Origin of the sequence: Halomonas sp. LC1 (assembly GCF_030247125.1) — a bacterium.
GTDB lineage: Bacteria > Pseudomonadota > Gammaproteobacteria > Pseudomonadales > Halomonadaceae > Vreelandella.
Genome location: NZ_JASSPG010000003.1, coordinates 322,425 through 339,536, shown reverse-complemented (window position 1 = coordinate 339,536; position 17,112 = coordinate 322,425). Strand labels below are relative to the sequence as shown.

At 59.8% G+C, this 17,112-nt stretch carries 18 protein-coding genes; 12 read left to right on the top strand and 6 right to left on the bottom strand.

The features are described from left to right. The first annotated feature begins 76 nt into the window (after nt 1-76). On the top strand, nt 77-1,165 hold the full coding sequence (locus tag QIT27_RS07310) for a flavin monoamine oxidase family protein (RefSeq protein ID WP_285263337.1): 1,089 nt from the start codon (nt 77-79) through the stop codon (nt 1,163-1,165). Between the two features lie 17 nt (nt 1,166-1,182). Here the strand turns inward: QIT27_RS07310 and QIT27_RS07305 are convergent, their stop codons facing one another. After that, entirely contained in the window at nt 1,183-2,070 is an 888-nt protein-coding gene (locus tag QIT27_RS07305; protein WP_285263336.1) for a LysR family transcriptional regulator, read from the bottom strand. Between the two features lie 129 nt (nt 2,071-2,199). On the opposite strand from QIT27_RS07305, the gene QIT27_RS07300 reads away from it, so the two are divergent. Both QIT27_RS07300 and QIT27_RS07295 read left to right on the top strand, forming a co-directional pair. Next, a complete protein-coding gene (locus QIT27_RS07300) occupies nt 2,200-3,795 on the top strand; it encodes an NADH-quinone oxidoreductase subunit L (protein WP_285263335.1) in 1,596 nt (531 codons plus the stop codon). Further along, nucleotides 3,792-6,158, top strand: coding sequence for a putative inorganic carbon transporter subunit DabA (locus QIT27_RS07295; RefSeq protein WP_285263334.1), 2,367 nt, complete (start codon nt 3,792-3,794; stop codon nt 6,156-6,158). Before QIT27_RS07300 ends, QIT27_RS07295 begins: the two co-directional genes overlap by 4 nt. Here QIT27_RS07295 and QIT27_RS07290 read toward each other — a convergent pair. From QIT27_RS07290 to QIT27_RS07280, 3 genes are read right to left on the bottom strand one after another with little or no spacing between them, the layout of a single operon-like run. Further along, complete coding sequence (locus QIT27_RS07290; RefSeq protein ID WP_285263333.1) at nt 6,155-7,306, bottom strand: lipocalin-like domain-containing protein; 1,152 nt, start codon at nt 7,304-7,306, stop codon at nt 6,155-6,157. The two genes, QIT27_RS07295 and QIT27_RS07290, sit on opposite strands and share 4 nt — an antisense overlap. Further along, the gene (locus QIT27_RS07285) at nt 7,303-9,780 is read right to left on the bottom strand and encodes an FtsX-like permease family protein (protein ID WP_285263332.1); all 2,478 of its coding nucleotides are present in this window, start codon (nt 9,778-9,780) and stop codon (nt 7,303-7,305) included. Before QIT27_RS07285 ends, QIT27_RS07290 begins: the two co-directional genes overlap by 4 nt. Then, nucleotides 9,777-10,442, bottom strand: coding sequence for an ABC transporter ATP-binding protein (locus tag QIT27_RS07280; RefSeq protein WP_285263331.1), 666 nt, complete (start codon nt 10,440-10,442; stop codon nt 9,777-9,779). The genes QIT27_RS07285 and QIT27_RS07280 overlap by 4 nt, the downstream gene beginning before the upstream one ends. Before the next feature lie 129 nt (nt 10,443-10,571). Between QIT27_RS07280 and QIT27_RS07275 the strand changes: the two genes are divergently transcribed. The 4 genes from QIT27_RS07275 (at nt 10,572) to QIT27_RS07260 (ending at nt 13,169) form a co-directional block, all read left to right on the top strand. Further along, the gene (locus QIT27_RS07275; protein ID WP_159342161.1) at nt 10,572-10,757 is read left to right on the top strand and encodes a hypothetical protein; all 186 of its coding nucleotides are present in this window, start codon (nt 10,572-10,574) and stop codon (nt 10,755-10,757) included. Between the two features lie 81 nt (nt 10,758-10,838). Continuing rightward, complete coding sequence (locus QIT27_RS07270) at nt 10,839-11,873, top strand: hydrolase (RefSeq protein ID WP_285263330.1); 1,035 nt, start codon at nt 10,839-10,841, stop codon at nt 11,871-11,873. A 20-nt stretch (nt 11,874-11,893) separates the two neighbouring features. Continuing rightward, on the top strand, nt 11,894-12,895 hold the full coding sequence (locus QIT27_RS07265) for an aldo/keto reductase (protein WP_285263329.1): 1,002 nt from the start codon (nt 11,894-11,896) through the stop codon (nt 12,893-12,895). 103 nt (nt 12,896-12,998) lie between these two features. After that, complete coding sequence (locus QIT27_RS07260) at nt 12,999-13,169, top strand: hypothetical protein (RefSeq protein ID WP_167520877.1); 171 nt, start codon at nt 12,999-13,001, stop codon at nt 13,167-13,169. A gap of 90 nt (nt 13,170-13,259) precedes the next feature. On the opposite strand, the gene QIT27_RS07255 is transcribed toward QIT27_RS07260, so the two are convergent. After that, a complete protein-coding gene (locus QIT27_RS07255) occupies nt 13,260-14,036 on the bottom strand; it encodes a dienelactone hydrolase family protein (RefSeq protein ID WP_285263328.1) in 777 nt (258 codons plus the stop codon). Between the two features lie 159 nt (nt 14,037-14,195). Between QIT27_RS07255 and QIT27_RS07250 the strand changes: the two genes are divergently transcribed. The 5 genes from QIT27_RS07250 to QIT27_RS07230 all read left to right on the top strand — a co-directional run bounded on the left by QIT27_RS07250 (nt 14,196) and on the right by QIT27_RS07230 (nt 16,397). After that, complete coding sequence (locus QIT27_RS07250; protein WP_159342168.1) at nt 14,196-14,876, top strand: Bax inhibitor-1/YccA family protein; 681 nt, start codon at nt 14,196-14,198, stop codon at nt 14,874-14,876. A 96-nt stretch (nt 14,877-14,972) separates the two neighbouring features. After that, complete coding sequence (gene tusD / locus QIT27_RS07245) at nt 14,973-15,362, top strand: sulfurtransferase complex subunit TusD (protein ID WP_159342170.1); 390 nt, start codon at nt 14,973-14,975, stop codon at nt 15,360-15,362. A 12-nt stretch (nt 15,363-15,374) separates the two neighbouring features. Further along, nucleotides 15,375-15,740 carry a DsrE family protein gene (locus QIT27_RS07240; protein WP_285263327.1) on the top strand — a complete coding sequence of 122 codons (366 nt, stop codon included), beginning with the start codon at nt 15,375-15,377 and terminating at the stop codon, nt 15,738-15,740. A 12-nt stretch (nt 15,741-15,752) separates the two neighbouring features. Next, nucleotides 15,753-16,043, top strand: a complete 291-nt coding sequence (tusB, locus tag QIT27_RS07235; protein ID WP_159342172.1) for a sulfurtransferase complex subunit TusB — start codon at nt 15,753-15,755, stop codon at nt 16,041-16,043. A gap of 3 nt (nt 16,044-16,046) precedes the next feature. Beyond that, a complete protein-coding gene (locus QIT27_RS07230) occupies nt 16,047-16,397 on the top strand; it encodes a TusE/DsrC/DsvC family sulfur relay protein (RefSeq protein ID WP_159342173.1) in 351 nt (116 codons plus the stop codon). Nucleotides 16,398-16,412: 15 nt separating this feature from the next. On the opposite strand, the gene QIT27_RS07225 is transcribed toward QIT27_RS07230, so the two are convergent. Next, the gene (locus tag QIT27_RS07225; RefSeq protein ID WP_159342174.1) at nt 16,413-17,045 is read right to left on the bottom strand and encodes a helix-turn-helix domain-containing protein; all 633 of its coding nucleotides are present in this window, start codon (nt 17,043-17,045) and stop codon (nt 16,413-16,415) included. Nucleotides 17,046-17,112: the final 67 nt, after the last annotated feature.

Here is a 17,112-nt window from a genome sequence, read left to right as displayed (position 1 = left end):
GCCCCATATCCAACCACCCTAAAACCCACCCAACTAAGCTATCCTCCCAACCCTAACCCACCACCGAGACCTCTTCATGCACACAACACGCATCGCCATCGTGGGCGCTGGTTTGGCGGGGCTGTATGCCGCTTATTTGTTGGAACAGCGGGGCATCACCGATTACGTGGTGCTGGAAGCGCGGGAGCGGGTGGGTGGGCGGATTTCGTCGCTGGTGCCGGAGGCGGCCCGTGCTTCTGAGGCGTTTGATCTGGGGCCTTCGTGGTTTTGGCCGGGGTTTCAGCACGCGCTGGGGGCGCTGGTGGAGTCGCTGGGACTGCCGTCGTTTGCCCAGCATGAAACCGGCGATATGGTGGTGGAGCGCTCTCACCAGATGCCGCCTGTGCGTATGCAGGGCTTTGCGAATCAGCCGCCTTCGATGCGGCTACAGGGCGGCATGCAGGCATTGATAGATGCGTTGCGCCAGCGTGTTGAATCTTCGCGACTTCACACCGGGCAGGTGGTTAAGTCGATGTCGCTTACCGGCAGTGGCAATGTGGCACTGGAGTGTGCGAGCGGGCAGCGTTACAGCGCGCAGCACGTGCTGCTGGCGTTGCCGCCCAGGTTGGCGGCGCAGTCGATAGCCTTTACGCCGCCGCTGCCGGAGCGGCTTGCCCACCAGTGGGCCAATACCGCTACCTGGATGGCACCCCACGGTAAATACGTGGCGCTGTATGCCACGCCTTTTTGGAGAGAAGTACAGCTCTCAGGAGAGGCACGTAGCTTGATCGGCCCGCTGGGTGAAATTCATGATGCGTCCCACCCAGATGGCCACGCAGCGCTGTTTGGCTTTTTTAGCTTACCTGCCAGCGCACGGGCGCAGATAGGCGATGAGGCGTTGCGCCAGCACTGCCGCGCACAGCTAGCCAGGCTGTTTGGCCCGGAAGCGGCTAACCCAACGCGGGATGTGATTAAAGATTGGGCACAGGAGCCGTTCACCGCTACCCACGCCGATCAACAACCTAGCCAGCATCATGGCATGGCACCGCCCGTTCGCGCTGCTGATGGGCCTTGGCAGCCTTGCTTAACCGGCATTGGCAGCGAGTGGGGCGAGCAGTATGCCGGTTACTTGGCAGGTGCCATTGAAGCCGCCGAGCGCGGCGTGGCGGATGTGTTGGCGAAGTAGGGCGCTTGTGCGAAGCGCTAATCCAGCAGCGATTCGCCAGAGCGTGTGAGCAGCGCTTTTAGGCTGGGGGATTCAAACCGGCGCTGAATGGTAATGGCGTAGAACTCCTCCCATACGCCGGGCAGCGCGCCGTAATCTTTGAGCGTGCCGTTGTGCAGCTCGTCGCGCACAACCACAGGGGGCATAACGGCGATGTGCTGGGTATCCCGCGCCAGCAGACGCATCATGGCCATGTCGTCCACTTCGGCAGCGATCTTGGGCGTGAGGCGGTAGTGGCCGCATAGCTGATCGAAAGCGTGACGCGTGGCGTTTTCCACTCCGGGCAGAATGAAGGCGTGCCCGTTCAACGCGCTGGGAAATACCGGCGGTGGCGTGAGGTGCGGTGTTGCGATCAAACTCACCGGCTGGCGCGCCAAACGCTGTGAGCGCCAAGGATGCTCACTGTCTCCGCGAACGGGCTGGTTCGAGAGCACGACATCAAGCTTATGGGCTGACAGGCGTCTTAGCAGGTCGTCCAGCCCACCGCTTTGTAATATCAAATCTAGATCGTCTCGGCCTAGCAGCGGCCGCACGAACCCCTCCTGAAAGTTACGCGACAGCGTGGCGACGGCACCTACGCGCACCACCTCGCGGTGGGCGTGGCCACCTTCGGCAAACAGTGCGCTAAGCTCCTCGCCTTGAGTGAAAATGGCTTCTGCGTAGTCGAACGCGAGCCTGCCCGCTTCAGAAAGATGCAGCTGACGCCCCTCACGGATGAACAGCGCCTGGCCCAGGCGCTCCTCCAACTGACGAATTTGTTGCGAAAGCGACGACTGCGACACGTGCAGCGCCTCGGCCGTGCGGGTCAGGTGGCCCGATTTTGCCACCTGCCAAAAGTAGTAAAGATGGTGGTAGTTAAGCTTCATGGCAGCGTCGTCTCAGTAGCGATTGGGCTCTTCGTTCTGTTTTAGCGAACGTTTTATCAGATATAAACTATTTTTTATATGGTGGCGAGAACGGCATAGTCCCTGGCATACGACCAAGGGAGAACGGTTATGCCACATGTTATCGAGATCGCAGTGCTGTCACTGCTGGCGCTCTGGTTATTGATTCCGGTATCGCTGCTGGTAATGGCGGGTGCCAGCGCTCGCGCCAGCTCGCCTGCATCGCTTCAGCGCGCGTGGAAAGTCGGCCGCGTACTCACCGCCAGTGCGCTAACGGCCAGCCTGGCCGTAGGCGGCCTGCTGGTGCTGGATGCGCTGGGTTTGCCCACCGGCCTGCCTGAAGCGGCTCAGCCGCTGGGGCTATACCCCGATGGTTTGGCCGTGTGGATGGCACTGCTCATCAGTTTATTAGGCACCGTCTTGCTGCGCTTTGCCGAGGGGTACTTGCAAGGTGACCGTGGTGAACGTCGCTTTTTACCCTGGTGCTTGGTCGTACTCGCCAGTGTCATGCTGCTGGTGTTCACCCACCACTTGGTCGTCATGCTGATTGCATGGGTGGGCGTGAGCGTGGCGCTCCATCATCTTTTGACGCTCTACCCCGAGCGTGTCGAAGCCCAGCGGGCGGCGTGGCAGAAATTCGTCGTAAGCCGCATTGGCGATGCCGCCTTGATCGCAGCAGTGGCGCTGCTGTATGCCCGTTTTGGCACGTTCGAACTCCCCGAACTGTTCGCAGCGGCGGCGGTGGCAAGCGGTGGCTGGCAATTGGAAGCCGCCTCGGTGGCGCTGGCAGTGGCGGCGCTGTGCAAGTGTGCCCAGGTGCCGATGCATGGCTGGCTGATTAAAGTGATGGAAGCGCCCACACCGGTGTCTGCGCTGCTGCATGCTGGCGTGATCAACCTGGGTGGTTTCGTGTGGCTGCGCCTGTTTCCGGTCTTCGATGGCTTGACGTTGGGGCACTACCTGCTGATTGCCGTCGGCGGCTTTACAGCACTTGTAGCGGTGATGACGATGCTCACGCAAACGTCCGTCAAACACGCTCTGGCGTGGTCTACCTGTGCGCAAATGGGCTTCATGCTGTTTGAAATCGGCGTAGGCGCTTATACGCTGGCGCTGGCGCATTTGTTGGCGCACTCGCTCTACAAAGCGCACTCGTTCCTGGCATCTGGCCGTACCGTTCGCGCGGCACGCTGCGAACGCTTGCCACTGGCCCCGCTGCGTCAGCGCCTCTCCCTTGCGCTACCCGCAACAGCGTTGGCCGCTGTGCTGCTGGCCATCTTCCCGGTACTGGTGAGCCACAATCCACTGTTAGGCGCGCTATTGAGCTTGGCGGTTGGCAGTACGCTGCTGGGAATGCCGGTGGGCACGGCTAAACCCAAGCGTGTGGCGCTGTTCGCCATGGCGCTGGCACTGGTACCGCTGTATGCCTTGCTGCACAGCGTGTTGGCGCCTGCGTTGCCGAGTGCGTACGCACCTCTGACCCTCACGGCAGCCTTGCTGGGTACCTTGATGTTGGCAAGCCTCGTGCTCGCTGCCGGTGCCGTAACGCTCTTCCCTCAGGCAAGCTGTGTGGCGCGCTGGCGCGTTCACTTTAGCCAAGGCCTGTATCTGGCGCTGCCGTTCCAACGCGCGGTGGATGCGGTGGCCCCCATTCGCCCCTGGTCGCGCCCAGCCTCCTTGGCGCCTGGTTTGAAAGGAGAGTGGTCATGAATCAGTCACCGGTGTCAGAAACCGCGATGTCTTCCGCTCAGCAAACGGCGCCTTACCATGATGCGGTGACACGAGCGACCGATGCCATCGCCCCGGTATGGCCGTTGGATCAGTGGATTGCGGTCAACCCGTGGTGGGGAGTGAAGCATCAGCCTATCGAGCGGGTAAGCCACGCACTGAGCCGTCGCGCCGGGCAGCCGATGACCATGCCTGCCGAGTTCTATCGTCATGCCTGGGAAACGGGCCGAATCACGCGGCAAGATGTGCAGCAGGCGCTACGTCAGGGTGGATACGCCTACAGTGAGCAGAGCGTGATCGGTTATTTGACAGCGCCCCCGAAAGTGATCGCTTCGCTGCATAGCGCCTGGGATCGTCTGGAGGACCATACCGGGTTCGATCCGCTCGCGGAGAGTTGCGCCAGCTACTTCGATCAGCATCAGCAGCGCTGGTCGACGCCTGCTGGAGAGTCGCTGTATCACTACTGGAAAAGTATGGCGCAGCACGATCTACGCTGGCCCAAGGCCCTGCGCCAAGCGATGCAAACGCTGCCCGATGAGCCGAAGGCTGCAATCGAGCAGGTGGCGGTGGACTGGGCGCTTACGCCGGAAGCCTTCGAAGTGTTGACCCATACGCTCTTGCTGAGGGTGAATGGCTGGGCATCCTGGTGTCAGGGCATGGGTTGGCACAGCGCCCATCAGCAGGAGGCGGCCGGTATTCACCAACTGGCAGCGATGGCGCTGGCTTGGGAGTGGCTTGGTGTCAATCAACTCACCAGTATTCAGCAGAGTGAATGGCTTGCCCAATGGCAAGCCGATGAGGCGTCCACGCCTACCCAGCATGAAGCGCTGTGGTGCTGGCAGCACGCGTACGAGCTAGGCTATCAGCGGGTATTGGCGGCTTCGTTGGCAGCTCTAAGTACGACGCACACCACCACACCCGACGTTCAAGCTGCGTTTTGTATCGACGTTCGCTCCGAGCGCTTCCGTCGTCATTTAGAACATGCTGCTCCTACGGTCGCCACGCTGGGTGTGGCGGGCTTTTTCGCCATGCCGGTAGCCGATGCGGCCACGGGTCCAGAGCGTGCTCAGCCCCGCGTGCCCGGTTTGTTGAAACCGACCTATCGCGTGGGCTCACCAGATCCGACAACCCGGGGCGTGCAGCGCTATCAAAAAGAGAGCCAACGGCAAAGCGTACGCCACGCCAAGTACGCGCCGCTCTCCACCTTTACACTGGTCGAGACCACCGGCATTGCCTGGGGCTGGAAGTTGATCAAAGACAGCCTGCGTAAGTCGGCATCGGTGCCGCAATGCGAGGCGCCTGCCGGATTGTTCCACACCTACGACGGTGAGCCGATTGCCCGCCATGAAAAGGTGGCGTTGGCCAAGAACCTGCTCACGCTGTTGGGCAACCCGAGCGCGTCGCTATTGGTGCTGGTGGGCCACGATTCACAAAGTGACAATAATCCGCACCATGCCGGGCTCACCTGCGGTGCCTGTGGCGGGCAGGGCGGTGGTATGAACGCCCGGGTCGCGGCTGCGTTATTGAACGACCGAGACGTTCAGCAATCGTTGCAGCAGGCGGGCGTCGCGCTGCCCACCCCGTTCTTTGCGCTGGCGGCAACGCATTGCACGCTGACCGATCGGGTGCATGTTTACCGGGATGATCAAATGCCCAAGGCGCTGGAAAGCGCGTTGACCGCTTTCGAGAACGGCGCGCAGCGCGCTGGGGAGGCGACTCGGTTAGAGCGCGCATCTGATTTGGGCGTCAAAAGTGAGAGCGCGATCGATCGTTTGAAGGCCTTGGCCATGCGCGGTGCAGACTGGTCTCAGCCGCGGCCAGAATGGGGATTGGTCAATAACGCTGCGCTGGTGTTAGCCCCTAGGTCGCGCACGCAAGGCAAAGCGCTGGATGGCCGGGTCTTCCTGCATGAGTACCACCCTGACCAAGATCCGGAAGGCAGCGTGCTGGAAGGGTTGATGATGGCGCCGATGCTGGTCGCCAGCTGGATCAATCTGCAGTATTACGCATCCACCGTGGTGCCAGGACTTTACGGCGCGGGCAACAAGCTGCTGCACTCGGTCGTGGGAGGCCATGTAGGCGTCATTGAAGGTAACTCTCCTCAACTCCGCATTGGGTTACCGGAGCAGTCGCTGCGCGATGGCGACAAGCTTCATCACGAGCCGCTGCGTTTGACCGTGGTGATCGACGCACCCAGAGAGCGCATTGAGGCGATCATCGAGCGTCAGCCAGTGGTAGCGGATTTGATTCACCATCGTTGGCTGTGGCTGACGCGGCTGGGGGAAAGTGGTTTGGAGCGCTATTCACCCGAAGGGTGGCAGCCCATCCTAGAGGAGTACGATTAGTCGTTTACCTCGTAGCCGGTCATTTCGAGATAGCCCACCCCCAGAGCCTCTTGTGTGGCGGTGTCTCGCACCGTGACGTCGCCTTCCCAGTAGGGCACGGTGGTGGGCATCCAGCGATTAGGGTGGCGGGCCTCGATGGTGAGGTCCAAGCCCGCGTCAGGCAGCGTTAGCTGCCACGTGGTTGGAATATCCCGCCGTGCCACGCGCTGAATCTCAAGGGGTGTCAGGACAACGCCGTCGGTCCCTCGTTGCTGGGTCGTGCCCCGTGCGTCCATGAGGTGGGTGAACAGGTAGTCCCCGCCGTCCTCACCGCCGCCACGCAGCCGATACGCCATCAGCTTGCGTCCGTCGTTCAAATGCAGTGAAAACCAGTCCCAGCCGGTCTGCTCGGCGGTCAGCAGTTGGCTGCTCCACTCTCGGTCTAGCCAGCCCCTTCCCGTCACGGCTTTTTGCTCGCCGTGGAGCGTGACGCTTCCTTCGATACGTAAATAGGGCTGTGAGTAGTAGCGCGATCCCTGGCCTTGAACGGTTTTTGCGTTGAAACCATTGTCGCCGTGCCACACCAGTGGCCCGTCTGCGGTCAGAGAAAGTTCGTAGCCAAAGCGCTCCTCGCCGTCACCACTGTAGGCGCGAAGGGTGAATCGTTCGAAATTGTCGCTACCGGGGCTTTGAAGGTCCCAATCGTCGATCCACGCATGAAAGGGGAAGGCCGTGACCCCCGCTTGCCCCGGTGGCGGCTGGCTGTGGCTACGGGCAAACCGCTCGGCCGCAAGGTGAGTTTCCCCTTGCGAGAGCCCTAAGTGCGCCATCCATACCTGGTCGATAGTCCAAGGAGCAGGTGCTGGGCGTTCATCCGGTGGCATGAGCGCTTGACGAAACAGCGTCCATTGAAGCCCCAGCGGCTGGCCAGCACTGTCTTCCAGGTTGGCAGTGAGGTACCACCACTCGATGCGGTAATCGGGATGGGGGCCGTGATCGGTTGGAAAGGTTAGCGGCACGTCGGCGCTGGCCTGGGCGTAGCCCTCCGCCTGTGCTCCTAGCCCAGCGAAGCCCTCTTGCGATGGCGTAGTGCGTGGCTCGTCGCTGCATCCCGTTAAGATGCCGACTAGCCACCCGACGAGCATGGCGCGTTTCGCGTATTGGTTCATGTGTTTCCCTCACTCAGCAAAGCGCTTGGCCTGCTGCGCCACAGCCGCCAGCAAGGCAGAGCGGCTGCCAACAGGGCGACACCGACGGCGGTGATCATTAGGGTGGCGATCTCGCTGGGAAACAGCTGAAGCGGTAACCGCCAACCAAACGCTGCCACGTTGATGACGGCGACCAGCAGCCAGGTAATCGCGATGCCTAGCGGCAGGGCAAACAGCCCGGTTAACAAGGCGAGTCCGCCGAGCTGGATCAGCGGAAGAGCGACCAGCGTTTTGCGTGGCACCCCCAGCGCCCAGAGCGTGGCGAGGTGGCGTTGGCGCTGCTGGGCTTGGGCCAACAGCGTGGTCAGCAGAGCCAAGGCAGCCACGCCCAGAGTGAGGCCGTTCAGGGCGCGCGTGATGCTAAACGTGCGCTCGAAGATGGTCGTCGCTACCTGTTTGACCTCTTGCTGATCGACCAGCGCGTCACTGGAAAGGTTGAACCTCTCCATGAGCAGACGACGAAACAGGGCGACGTCGGCGCCTTCTCGCAAAGCGACGCCCACGGTGGCCAACTCGCCTCCATAGCGTTGGGTCAGCGTGTCGACGGTCATGACGATCTGCGGTTGGGGATTTCCGTAGTCGGGGTAGATCGCGGCGATGGTGGCTTCTTGGCTGCCCTGTGGACGAACGAGCGTCAGGGTGTCGCCGGGGGTGAGGTCGTGTGCGAACGCCATCTGCTCGTTGATGAACACGCCGTCGCGTGTGAGCGCCTGCCACGCGGTGGTGTTGCCGCTTTGGGTCTCTGAGAGAGGCCAGTGCTCGGTCAGGCGCGGTACAGGCTGAATGCCGAAAAGCGGGATGCTGCCCGGTGGTACGTCCTGGCTGCCCGATGCTCTGCGAACATTCACTACCTCGGTACTGCCTCTCGCGGTGGGTAACAGCGCCAGCACGCTCTCTTGGTCGCGTAGCCAGTCGTTGAGAGGCCCCAGAGTAGCCGGGGCCGCGTTGATGTAGAGTGGCGCACTCAGCCGCTGGTCCAGCCACTCCAGGAAGGTCAGCCGAAAGCCACCGACCATACTGCTCACGCCAAGATTCGTTGCGAGGGCAATCAGCAGCGCCATCATCGCCAGCGATAGGCGAGGAAGCTGTAGCTGTATATCCGCCACCGCCCACTGTAGCAGCGCCACGCGGCGAAAGACGGCCTGCAAACCGCGTAAGATGGCATCGAGCAACGGGGGTAAACAGAGCGCACAGGTGAGCAGCAGCGCAGCGACGAGCGTGAAACTCAGCATCAAACCACTGCCGGTGGGGAGCCTGCTAAGCCACAGTGCCAACCCAAGCGTCGATAGCACCGCTACCCCGCCCGCGATTCGCATGCGACGTAGCTGGCGCTGATAGGCACTGCGCCAGGCATGGGCATGCCCTAACGCGAGGACATCGAGAGTTGCGGCGCGCCATAGCGTGCCACTCGCGGCCAGCAATAACCCTCCTAACGTTATGGCAACGCTCCCCAGCCAGTAGTGCCACGGTAAGCTCAGCGCGTGTTGTACCTCGGCGCGATAGAGCGAATTGAGCGTGCTGGCAACGTCTGGTAGGAGGTTGCTCGCCAGCCACAGCCCACTGACCACGCCGGCGGCAGCCCCTAAGCCACCCAATATCAATAGCTCTATCGACATGGCCAGGGTGAGGCTGGCGGCCGGTACGCCCAGGGCACGAAGCGTGCGCATGGTCGACAGTCGCTGCTCCATGGCCAAGCCCAGGGCGGCCTGCACGATGAACAAGCCTACGACCAGCGAGAGAAACGCCAGTGCAGTGAGATTGAGGTGGAAACTGTCGGTCAACTGCTCGGGGGATGCCACACTGGCGGCCCGGGTCATCCGATAGCCGTTGGGCGGCCGCTCGATGGCATCGGGTTCGGTCACCAAGCGTAGCGTCGTCTGTTCCCCCATGAGCGCAGAGAGGGCGCCAATATCCATCACAAGCGTATCGGGCGGCAAGTCACTGCGCAGTTGAATCGGCGGCAGGGTGTAATCGCCAAGGGTGGGCCTCGTACCAGGGCCATCACCACGATTCAGCCCGAGGGAGGGCAACGTATCCGGGGCGAGCTGTGTTCGCCAAGGGGGTGTGATGAAGTCGATGAGCGAGCCGCTGCCTTCACCCGTGGGCAGCGTGAGGGGGTCGATACCCAACAGCGTCAGCGATACTCCTTCATGGGATATCGTGGCTTCCAACAGTGGGGAGACGGGTAGCCCAGCCCGGCGCAGAGCCAGGTAGTCATCCATGCGTAGCGGCTGACCATCCAAGCGGTCGAGCTGGTCGGTATCGGCGCTGAAGAGAGCGTTAGCGCGGGCATAACTCTCCTTTGCCGTGGCGTTAATCGCTTGAACGCTGCTCCATAGGGCGCTGGCGACCCACAGCCCCACCAGCAGCATCGCCAGTTGCGCAGGGTGGCGCGTGTAGTGGCTGAGTAGCGTGAGGAGGGCGCGCCCGATCATGAATGGGGATCCTGTAACTGCCCTCGGTGCAGGCGTAAGGTACGGTCCAGCGGAGCAGCAACGCGGGCGCTGTGCGTCACCACGAGCAGCGCACAGCGAGTTTCTTTGACCAGAGAGAGCAGCAACGTCAGGACGCCATCGGCGGTTTGCTCGTCTAAATTTCCGGTCGGTTCATCCGCCAGCAGTAACGCTGGGCGAACGGCGAGGGCCCGTCCGATCGACAGCCGCTGCTGCTGGCCGCCGGAGAGCTGTTCGGGGAAGTGCGCTTCCCTACCGGTTAGCCCTAATCGATCGATCAGATGGTGGCTCCACGCGGGGTCCTCCCTGCCCGCCAGCCGTGCTTGCAGGCGTAGGTTATCGGCCACATTCAGGCTAGGCACCAGATGAAACTGCTGAAAGACTAATCCTAACTGCTGTCGCCGCACCCGGGCGCGCTCGGCTTCGTTGAGCTGGGAGAGAGGTTGGTCGTTGATGATGACTTGACCGGTATCCGGGGTATCCAATCCGGCGGCTAAATGCAGCAAAGTCGATTTGCCGCTACCGGATTCGCCCATCAATGCCAGGCTACTACCAGGAGTGAGAGTGACGCTCACGCCATCGAGTACCTGAAGTTTGCCCTGTGGCGTGTGAAAGGCTTTGCTAAGCTGGTGTAGGGCAAGCATCGGCGTCTCCTGAGCGTGGCTAGGCCTCACTATAGCAAAACCAACCAGCAGAGAGGCATCCCCACGCCTGACGGGGGCGATGACAGATGTGTTAACAACCTCCACCAAGCGGGCCAACGAGGAGAGCACATGGAAAGGATTTACGCGTGGGATCATCGACACGAGCAGGTGGTGTATCGCATTCCTGGGCATACTCACAAGGATGGTCGAGAAGATAGTGATCTCTCACCGGTCTGGTTGCCGGCATCGCCCGACGAGTTACCTGAGGGCGTAGCCATCGACGATTTGCGCAAGGTCGATGTGAAAGAGGAGTGAGAGGTGCAAGCGCCTCAGGCACTGCGTTTTGTTAAAAGTTTGCTAAGCTAGCCTGCGATTTTCTTGGCGGGTACTCTTGGCATGCGCTTTTCAGACGTCCCTTTTCGACCGACGCGTTGGTTGCCCGGTGGGCACTTGCAAACGCTCTTTAGCCCACTGTTTCGTGCGAAGCCCTCCCTTGAGCGTCAACGTGAGCGGCTGACGCTAGACGATGGCGACTTCATCGATGTGGATTGGTACGGCCCTAAGGGGGACACGACGCGTTGCGCCGTTTTACTGCATGGCCTGACGGGCAGTTCTAATTCACTCTACATCCTTGGCCAACAGCGGGCGCTGGCGGCGCAGGGGTGGCAGAGCGTGGCGGTCAACTGGCGGGGGTGTTCCGGCGAACCCAATCATCGGGCGCGGGGCTATCATTCCGGCGCCAGTGAAGACCTTGCAGATATTCTCAAGCAGCTTGCCTCGCGCTACCCGCACAAGCTCCTGGTGGCCGTGGGTTACTCCTTGGGCGGTAACGTACTGCTGAAATATCTCGGGGAGACGGGGCAACACAGCCCGCTGCAGGCAGCGGTCGCGGTGTCGGTGCCGTTTCGTTTGGATCACTGCGCCGACCGTATTAGTCAGGGGTTCTCGAGGGTGTATCAGGCGCGTTTTCTGCGTGACTTGCGCCGCTATGTCGAATCCAAACAGCGCGCCTTTCAAGCACAGGGCCGTGCTGACGAGCTTGCGCGGCTGACGTCGCTGGAAACACTGGACGGCATGAAGTCCTTCTGGGATTTCGATGGGCGTGTCACGGCCCCTTTGCACGGCTTTGCCAATGCCGACGAGTATTACCAGCGCAGCAGTAGTGCTTTCTTCGTGCCCGCCATTCAGGTGCCAACGCTCATCGTCCATGCCAAGGACGACCCTTTTATTTACCCCCACAGCGTGCCAACAGCCGATGCGTTACCGGACTGCGTGACGCTGGAGCTTTGGGAAAGCGGCGGGCATGTCGGGTTTATCGAAGGCGCTCCCTGGCGGCCCCGCTATTATCTCGAGCATCGTTTGCCCGCTTGGCTGGGCGAGCAGGTGACCCCGACGGCGTTGGCGCACCCCGCGCAGGCGATAGCGTCGTAATCATGGTTGAGAGGTGTTGTATGTCAGGGTTCTATGAACGTTTGAAGGAAGTCGACTCGCCGCGTATCGGTCTCGGCTGTATGAATTTATCCCATGGCTACGGACACGTCGTGCCCGAAGATGCGGGTATACGCGCGCTAAACGATGCCTTCGAGATGGGCTATCGCCATTTCGATACGGCCACGCTGTACGGAGGGACGGCGAATGAACGCTTGCTGGGCAAGGCGCTCGCTTCCAAGCGCCAGGTATTTTTACTGGCCAGTAAGTGCGGCATGGCCATGGACCCAGAGAGCGGCAAACGCGTGATCGACGGGCGCCCTGAGACCCTCAAGCGCCAGTGCGAAGAGAGTCTTACGCGCCTGAAGACCGATCATCTGGATCTTTACTACCTGCACCGCATGGACCGTCAAGTTCCTATCCAGGAGAGCGTGGGAGCACTTGGGCGGCTGGTAGAGGAGGGCAAGGTGCGTGCCGTGGGCCTATCAGAAATTTCGGCCGATACCCTGCGTCAGGCGCATGCCGAGTACCCGATTGCGGCTGTGCAGTCGGAATACTCGCTATGGACGCGCAATCCCGAAATTGCCCTTAGTCAAGCATGCCAAGCGTTAGGAACGGCACTGGTCGCGTTTAGCCCGCTCGGGCGCGGCTTTCTGTCCGGTGCGATTCATGCCGCTACTGCGTTTGCAGAGGGGGACATGCGAGCGGGAATGCCGCGCTTCCAGAGTGAAAACCTTCGCCATAACCTGACGCTGCTGGCGCAGTTCCGGTCGGTGGCGCAGCGTTTGGAGATCACGCCAGCCCAACTGGCGCTGGCTTGGGTAAAGGCGCAGGGCAGCCATGTGATTCCGATTCCCGGGACACGCTCCGCCGCGCATATGCGTGAAAATCTCCAGGCCGAGCAGGTCGTACTGAGCGCGCCGGACGTAGCCCTGCTGAACGATATGATGCGTCCCCATGAGGTGGCCGGTGCCCGCTACAATGAGGCCCAGCAGACGGATATCGACACTGAGGAGTTCGTCTAGCAGGCCAAGCCGTTTATTTTGAGCGCTGCGTTGCTTTCTGGTAGCCCTGCGCTACTATTCGAGACATTCAGGCGAGCGTTTCGCCTGTCAAAGGAACGTGATCATGTTAAAAGGTTTAATCATCTGTTTTGCGGTGCTGTTTGCTCAGTTGACCGTGCTGAACATCATCGATGCCCGGCTCTACAATGCTCAGGATGCTCGCCAAGTCACCTCGACGGTCGCCACCCCGCACAAAGATGAGGATGAGGACGACACCGAAGCCCCGCCACTGTAAGCGCTACGTGTCATACAGGATGTGCCTGTGGGCAACGATAAAGGGTAGCGTCGGCTACCCTTTTTGATACAGGCTCCGTCTGCCGTGTGGTTACAACATCTCTTCGAGCCACTGATTGAAAGTGGCCCAGGATTGCTCATCGGCACGCTGGTGGTAACGGTCGCTGCCAAAGACACTGAACGCGTGCGGCGCACCCGAATAGATGCCGACTTCATAAGTCACTCCCGCCGCTTCCAGCTCTTCTGCCAACGTCGCCACAGCGTCTAGGCTGACGGCCTCATCGGCACCGCCGTGGGCAATGAAGATGGGAGGTGTATCGCTGGAGTAGGACTGGCCTTCGGGTGTGTCCAGCCCGCCATGGAAGCTCGTATAGGCGGCAACGTCGCTGGCTTCCCCAGAACGTGCGATCTCTAACGCGACCGTCCCTCCAAAACAGTAGCCCATGATGACCGTTTCGGTAGCGGCTCCCGATGCTCGGGCTTGCTCCAGCCCAGCCAGCGTGAGCGTGCGCATGCGGTCGCGGTCCTGGTAAAGCGCTTGCGTAGCGGCTTGCTTGTCTTCGACGGCTTGTGGGCGATTGCCTGCACCAAACAGGTCGACAGCAAACGCATCGTATCCTTGCTCTGCCAGCATATCGGCGCGCTGGCGCTCGTAGTCATCCACGCCGTCCCAATCGTGGACGATGATGACGCTGCCTTTGGCATTGTCGCCCCCGGAGACGAAGTAACCCTCGAAGCGCTCGCCGTTCACTTCGTAGGAAATATCGTCACCGCTGGGTGTGAAACCGTAAGCCACCGTTGAAAGGGCTAGTGTAGAGAAGGTAAAAATACTCACACGAGAGAGTAAGGTAGGGATCTTATGATGCATGGCTCTGTCCAAGTCGTTGTGGAAGTTAAAGCATAGTCAACTTGTCCGTAGGAGGGGCACAAACGCATCTGGGGAACGTGGAAGACTAACACTTGCGTCTGGAACTAGGTAACGGCATGCTTGTCCGTTGATAGTATGACCACTAGGGAGCATAGATACATGGCTTTTAACGATTCGAATACGGCTAGAACGCAAGCTCACAGTACGGTGAGCGGTGTCAGTGCCAACAAAGTGTTACGTAATACTTACGCACTACTGGCCATGACGCTGCTATTTTCTGCCGTCACGGCTGGTGCGTCCGTGGCCATGGGTATCCAACAGATGAACATCTTCGTGTTCTTCATTGGGGCCTACGGCTTGATGTTCCTGGTCCACAAAACCGCTAACTCTGCTGCGGGCCTATTGGCCACGTTTGCCTTCACGGGCTTCATGGGGTTCACCTTAGGCCCGATCATCTCGGCTTACCTGACGCTGCCTAACGGCGGGGCGCTGATCATGAACGCGCTGGCCATGACGGGTCTGACGTTCATCGGTCTGTCCGCAGTCGCGTTGACCACCAAGAAAGATTTCAGCTTCTTGAGCAACTTCTTGATGGCCGGTGCCATCGTACTGATTCTGGCTATGGTGGCGGGCATCTTCTTCAATATTCCCGCGCTGTCACTGATGGTGTCGGCAGGCTTCGTGCTGTTTGCGTCTGCTGCGATTCTCTATCAAACGAGCGAAATCGTGCACCGTGCTGGCGAGACCAACTATATCCTTGCAACGGTGACGCTGTACGTTTCCATCTACAACCTGTTCGTCAGCCTGCTGTCTATCCTGGGCATCATGAGCAACGACTGATCGACATAAAGCAGGTGGTCACTTGACGTGACATCCATGACAGACCCTACTTGGTAGGGTCTGTTTTTTTTCGCGGATTCAGCACGAGACGACGCTATGGAGTACGGCTTATTGGTGATGGGCGCACCTTATGCAAGTGCGGCCCCACACTCTGCGCTTCGTTTTGCCAAAGCGGTCATTAGCAGCGGCCACCAAGTGGCGGGGGTCTTCTTTTATCGAGAGGGCATCCATAATGCCTCTCAGTTAATGACGCCTCCTCAAGACGAACTCAACATGCGAGAGGCCTGGGTCGCTCTGCACCAAGAGCATGGTGTGGCGCTGGATGTGTGTATTGCCGCGGCGCTGCGCCGTGGCGTGATGAGCGAGACCGAGGCCAAGCGCCATGGTCAAACGCACTTCAACCTGCAAGCGCCCTTCGAATTGACCGGCTTGGGGCAACTGCTGACACTTCAGCAGCGGTGCGACCGTTTGATCACGTTTGCTTAGGGAGCAATGCAGATGAGTCATGAACACGAGCGGCTGGTGATCATTCGTCATGCGCCGTATAGCTCCAATGCACTGCGAGAAGGGCTAGACGTTGCCCTGGTGGCTGCCGCGTTTGGCCAAGCGGTCAATCTACTGTTTCTTGGTCAGGGCGTGCTGGCGCTGGTCAAAGAGCAAGCCGTTGGAGCGCCAGGGCAGAAAGCAACGTTACCGACTATCGATATGCTGGACATGTATGACATCGACCAGTTGCTAGTGCCGCAAAGTGCGCTGGAGGCGTTGCATTTGCAGTTAGACCAGCTAGTGGACGGGGTAACGATGATGGCCGACGAACGATTGCCCGAACTGATCCAATGCCACTCTTATGTCATGAATTTTTAAACGGGCAGCGACATGTTACATATTCTGAACAAGCCCCCACACAGCGAAGCGGCTGCGCAAATGCTCTCTACGGTAACGGAGGGCGATAGCATTCTGCTGATTGAAGATGGCGTTCAGGCGTTATTGTACGTCGATTGGCCAGGCTGGAATGCTAAGGCTGATGTGAACGTATGTGTGCTAAAAGAGGATGCTGTGGCGCGCGGCCTAAGCGAGGTGGTCTTCCGTCATCACGCAACGCTGGTGGATATGAAAGGCTTTGTCGAACTGACCGAGCAGCATACTAAGATCCTGTCGTGGTACTGATCAATGAGTGATGAAAGTTTATACCGTTATCTTGATTATGATGAAAAAATTAAACTCGATCCCGAAGGCTATCTAGTAAAGCAGGAGGACTGGAACGAGCACGTAGCCGATTTGTTAGCCAAGGATGAGGAGCTAACACTGACAGAGGAGCATTGGGAACTCATTCGCGTGGTGCGTGATTTTTATGCGCGTTATGAAATGGCACCCGCGATGCGGCCGCTCGTCAAAGCCACCAAACAGGCATTAGGCGAGGAAAAAGGGCGCTCGGTCTACTTGATGCGCCTTTTTCCCGGCAGCCCGCCGAAGCGTTTGGCGAGGATTGCCGGGTTACCGAAACCGACGAACTGTTTATAGTCGGCCTCCGTCGCGTTAAACCAAATCCCCTCGAGTACACACCGAAAGTACGACAGCATCGTCTTGGCTGGTAGAGACTAGGGCGTGGCCCATGTCACTATCGAAGTAGATGCTGTCGCCTTCGGCCAGTACCAGCGGCGCATAGAACTCTGTATAGAGCATGATATCGCCGTACAGCACCATTAAAAACTCTTCGCCATCGTGACGCACCCACTGATGATACTCTTCAAAACTGCGTGCCCGGACGATGGTTTTGAACGGGATCATGCGTTTTTGGGCGAGCTGATGGCCCAGCAGCTCGTGTTCGTAGGTAGGGGTCGGGTGTAGCTGGCCTTTTCCTTTACGCGTGAGATCGCGGCGACCCATGGTGTAGCGTTCACGTTTGGGGGGTGTAAAGAGCTGGGGGAGGTCGATGTTGAGCCCGCTGATCAGTTTTTGCACCACGCTAAACGTCGGCGACACCTGGTCGTTCTCGATTTTGGAAAGCGTTGAGCGAGCAATGCCAGTACGCTGGCTGACATCTTCCAGCGTCCATTGGTTGGCCAAGCGAATTTGTTTGAGCCGCTCGCCCAAGCGTAACGGTTCGACAAAGGGTTTACGCCCTGACGCGATGCGCAGCGCTGCGTGCTCTTCAGAAGTAGCGGTCATAACGGTCACGTAAAATGGAGGGCAACATGGTGGCTGAATAGTACCACAGCTCCCTCCCTACCAGGGC

Bases quoted from the DNA above. Each gene is read 5' to 3' on its own strand.
- QIT27_RS07275 (WP_159342161.1), top strand. From the start codon at position 10,572: ATGGAAAGGATTTACGCGTGGGATCATCGACACGAGCAGGTGGTGTAT.
- QIT27_RS07285 (WP_285263332.1), bottom strand. From the start codon at position 9,780: ATGATCGGGCGCGCCCTCCTCACGCTACTCAGCCACTACACGCGCCAC.
- QIT27_RS07305 (WP_285263336.1), bottom strand. From the start codon at position 2,070: ATGAAGCTTAACTACCACCATCTTTACTACTTTTGGCAGGTGGCAAAA.
- QIT27_RS07225 (WP_159342174.1), bottom strand. From the start codon at position 17,045: ATGACCGCTACTTCTGAAGAGCACGCAGCGCTGCGCATCGCGTCAGGG.
- QIT27_RS07255 (WP_285263328.1), bottom strand. From the start codon at position 14,036: ATGCATCATAAGATCCCTACCTTACTCTCTCGTGTGAGTATTTTTACC.
- QIT27_RS07310 (WP_285263337.1), top strand. From the start codon at position 77: ATGCACACAACACGCATCGCCATCGTGGGCGCTGGTTTGGCGGGGCTG.
- QIT27_RS07270 (WP_285263330.1), top strand. From the start codon at position 10,839: ATGCGCTTTTCAGACGTCCCTTTTCGACCGACGCGTTGGTTGCCCGGT.
- QIT27_RS07260 (WP_167520877.1), top strand. From the start codon at position 12,999: ATGTTAAAAGGTTTAATCATCTGTTTTGCGGTGCTGTTTGCTCAGTTG.
- QIT27_RS07290 (WP_285263333.1), bottom strand. From the start codon at position 7,306: ATGAACCAATACGCGAAACGCGCCATGCTCGTCGGGTGGCTAGTCGGC.
- QIT27_RS07280 (WP_285263331.1), bottom strand. From the start codon at position 10,442: ATGCTTGCCCTACACCAGCTTAGCAAAGCCTTTCACACGCCACAGGGC.
- QIT27_RS07295 (WP_285263334.1), top strand. From the start codon at position 3,792: ATGAATCAGTCACCGGTGTCAGAAACCGCGATGTCTTCCGCTCAGCAA.
- QIT27_RS07230 (WP_159342173.1), top strand. From the start codon at position 16,047: ATGAGTGATGAAAGTTTATACCGTTATCTTGATTATGATGAAAAAATT.
- QIT27_RS07300 (WP_285263335.1), top strand. From the start codon at position 2,200: ATGCCACATGTTATCGAGATCGCAGTGCTGTCACTGCTGGCGCTCTGG.
- QIT27_RS07240 (WP_285263327.1), top strand. From the start codon at position 15,375: ATGAGTCATGAACACGAGCGGCTGGTGATCATTCGTCATGCGCCGTAT.
- QIT27_RS07265 (WP_285263329.1), top strand. From the start codon at position 11,894: ATGTCAGGGTTCTATGAACGTTTGAAGGAAGTCGACTCGCCGCGTATC.
- tusB (WP_159342172.1), top strand. From the start codon at position 15,753: ATGTTACATATTCTGAACAAGCCCCCACACAGCGAAGCGGCTGCGCAA.
- QIT27_RS07250 (WP_159342168.1), top strand. From the start codon at position 14,196: ATGGCTTTTAACGATTCGAATACGGCTAGAACGCAAGCTCACAGTACG.
- tusD (WP_159342170.1), top strand. From the start codon at position 14,973: ATGGAGTACGGCTTATTGGTGATGGGCGCACCTTATGCAAGTGCGGCC.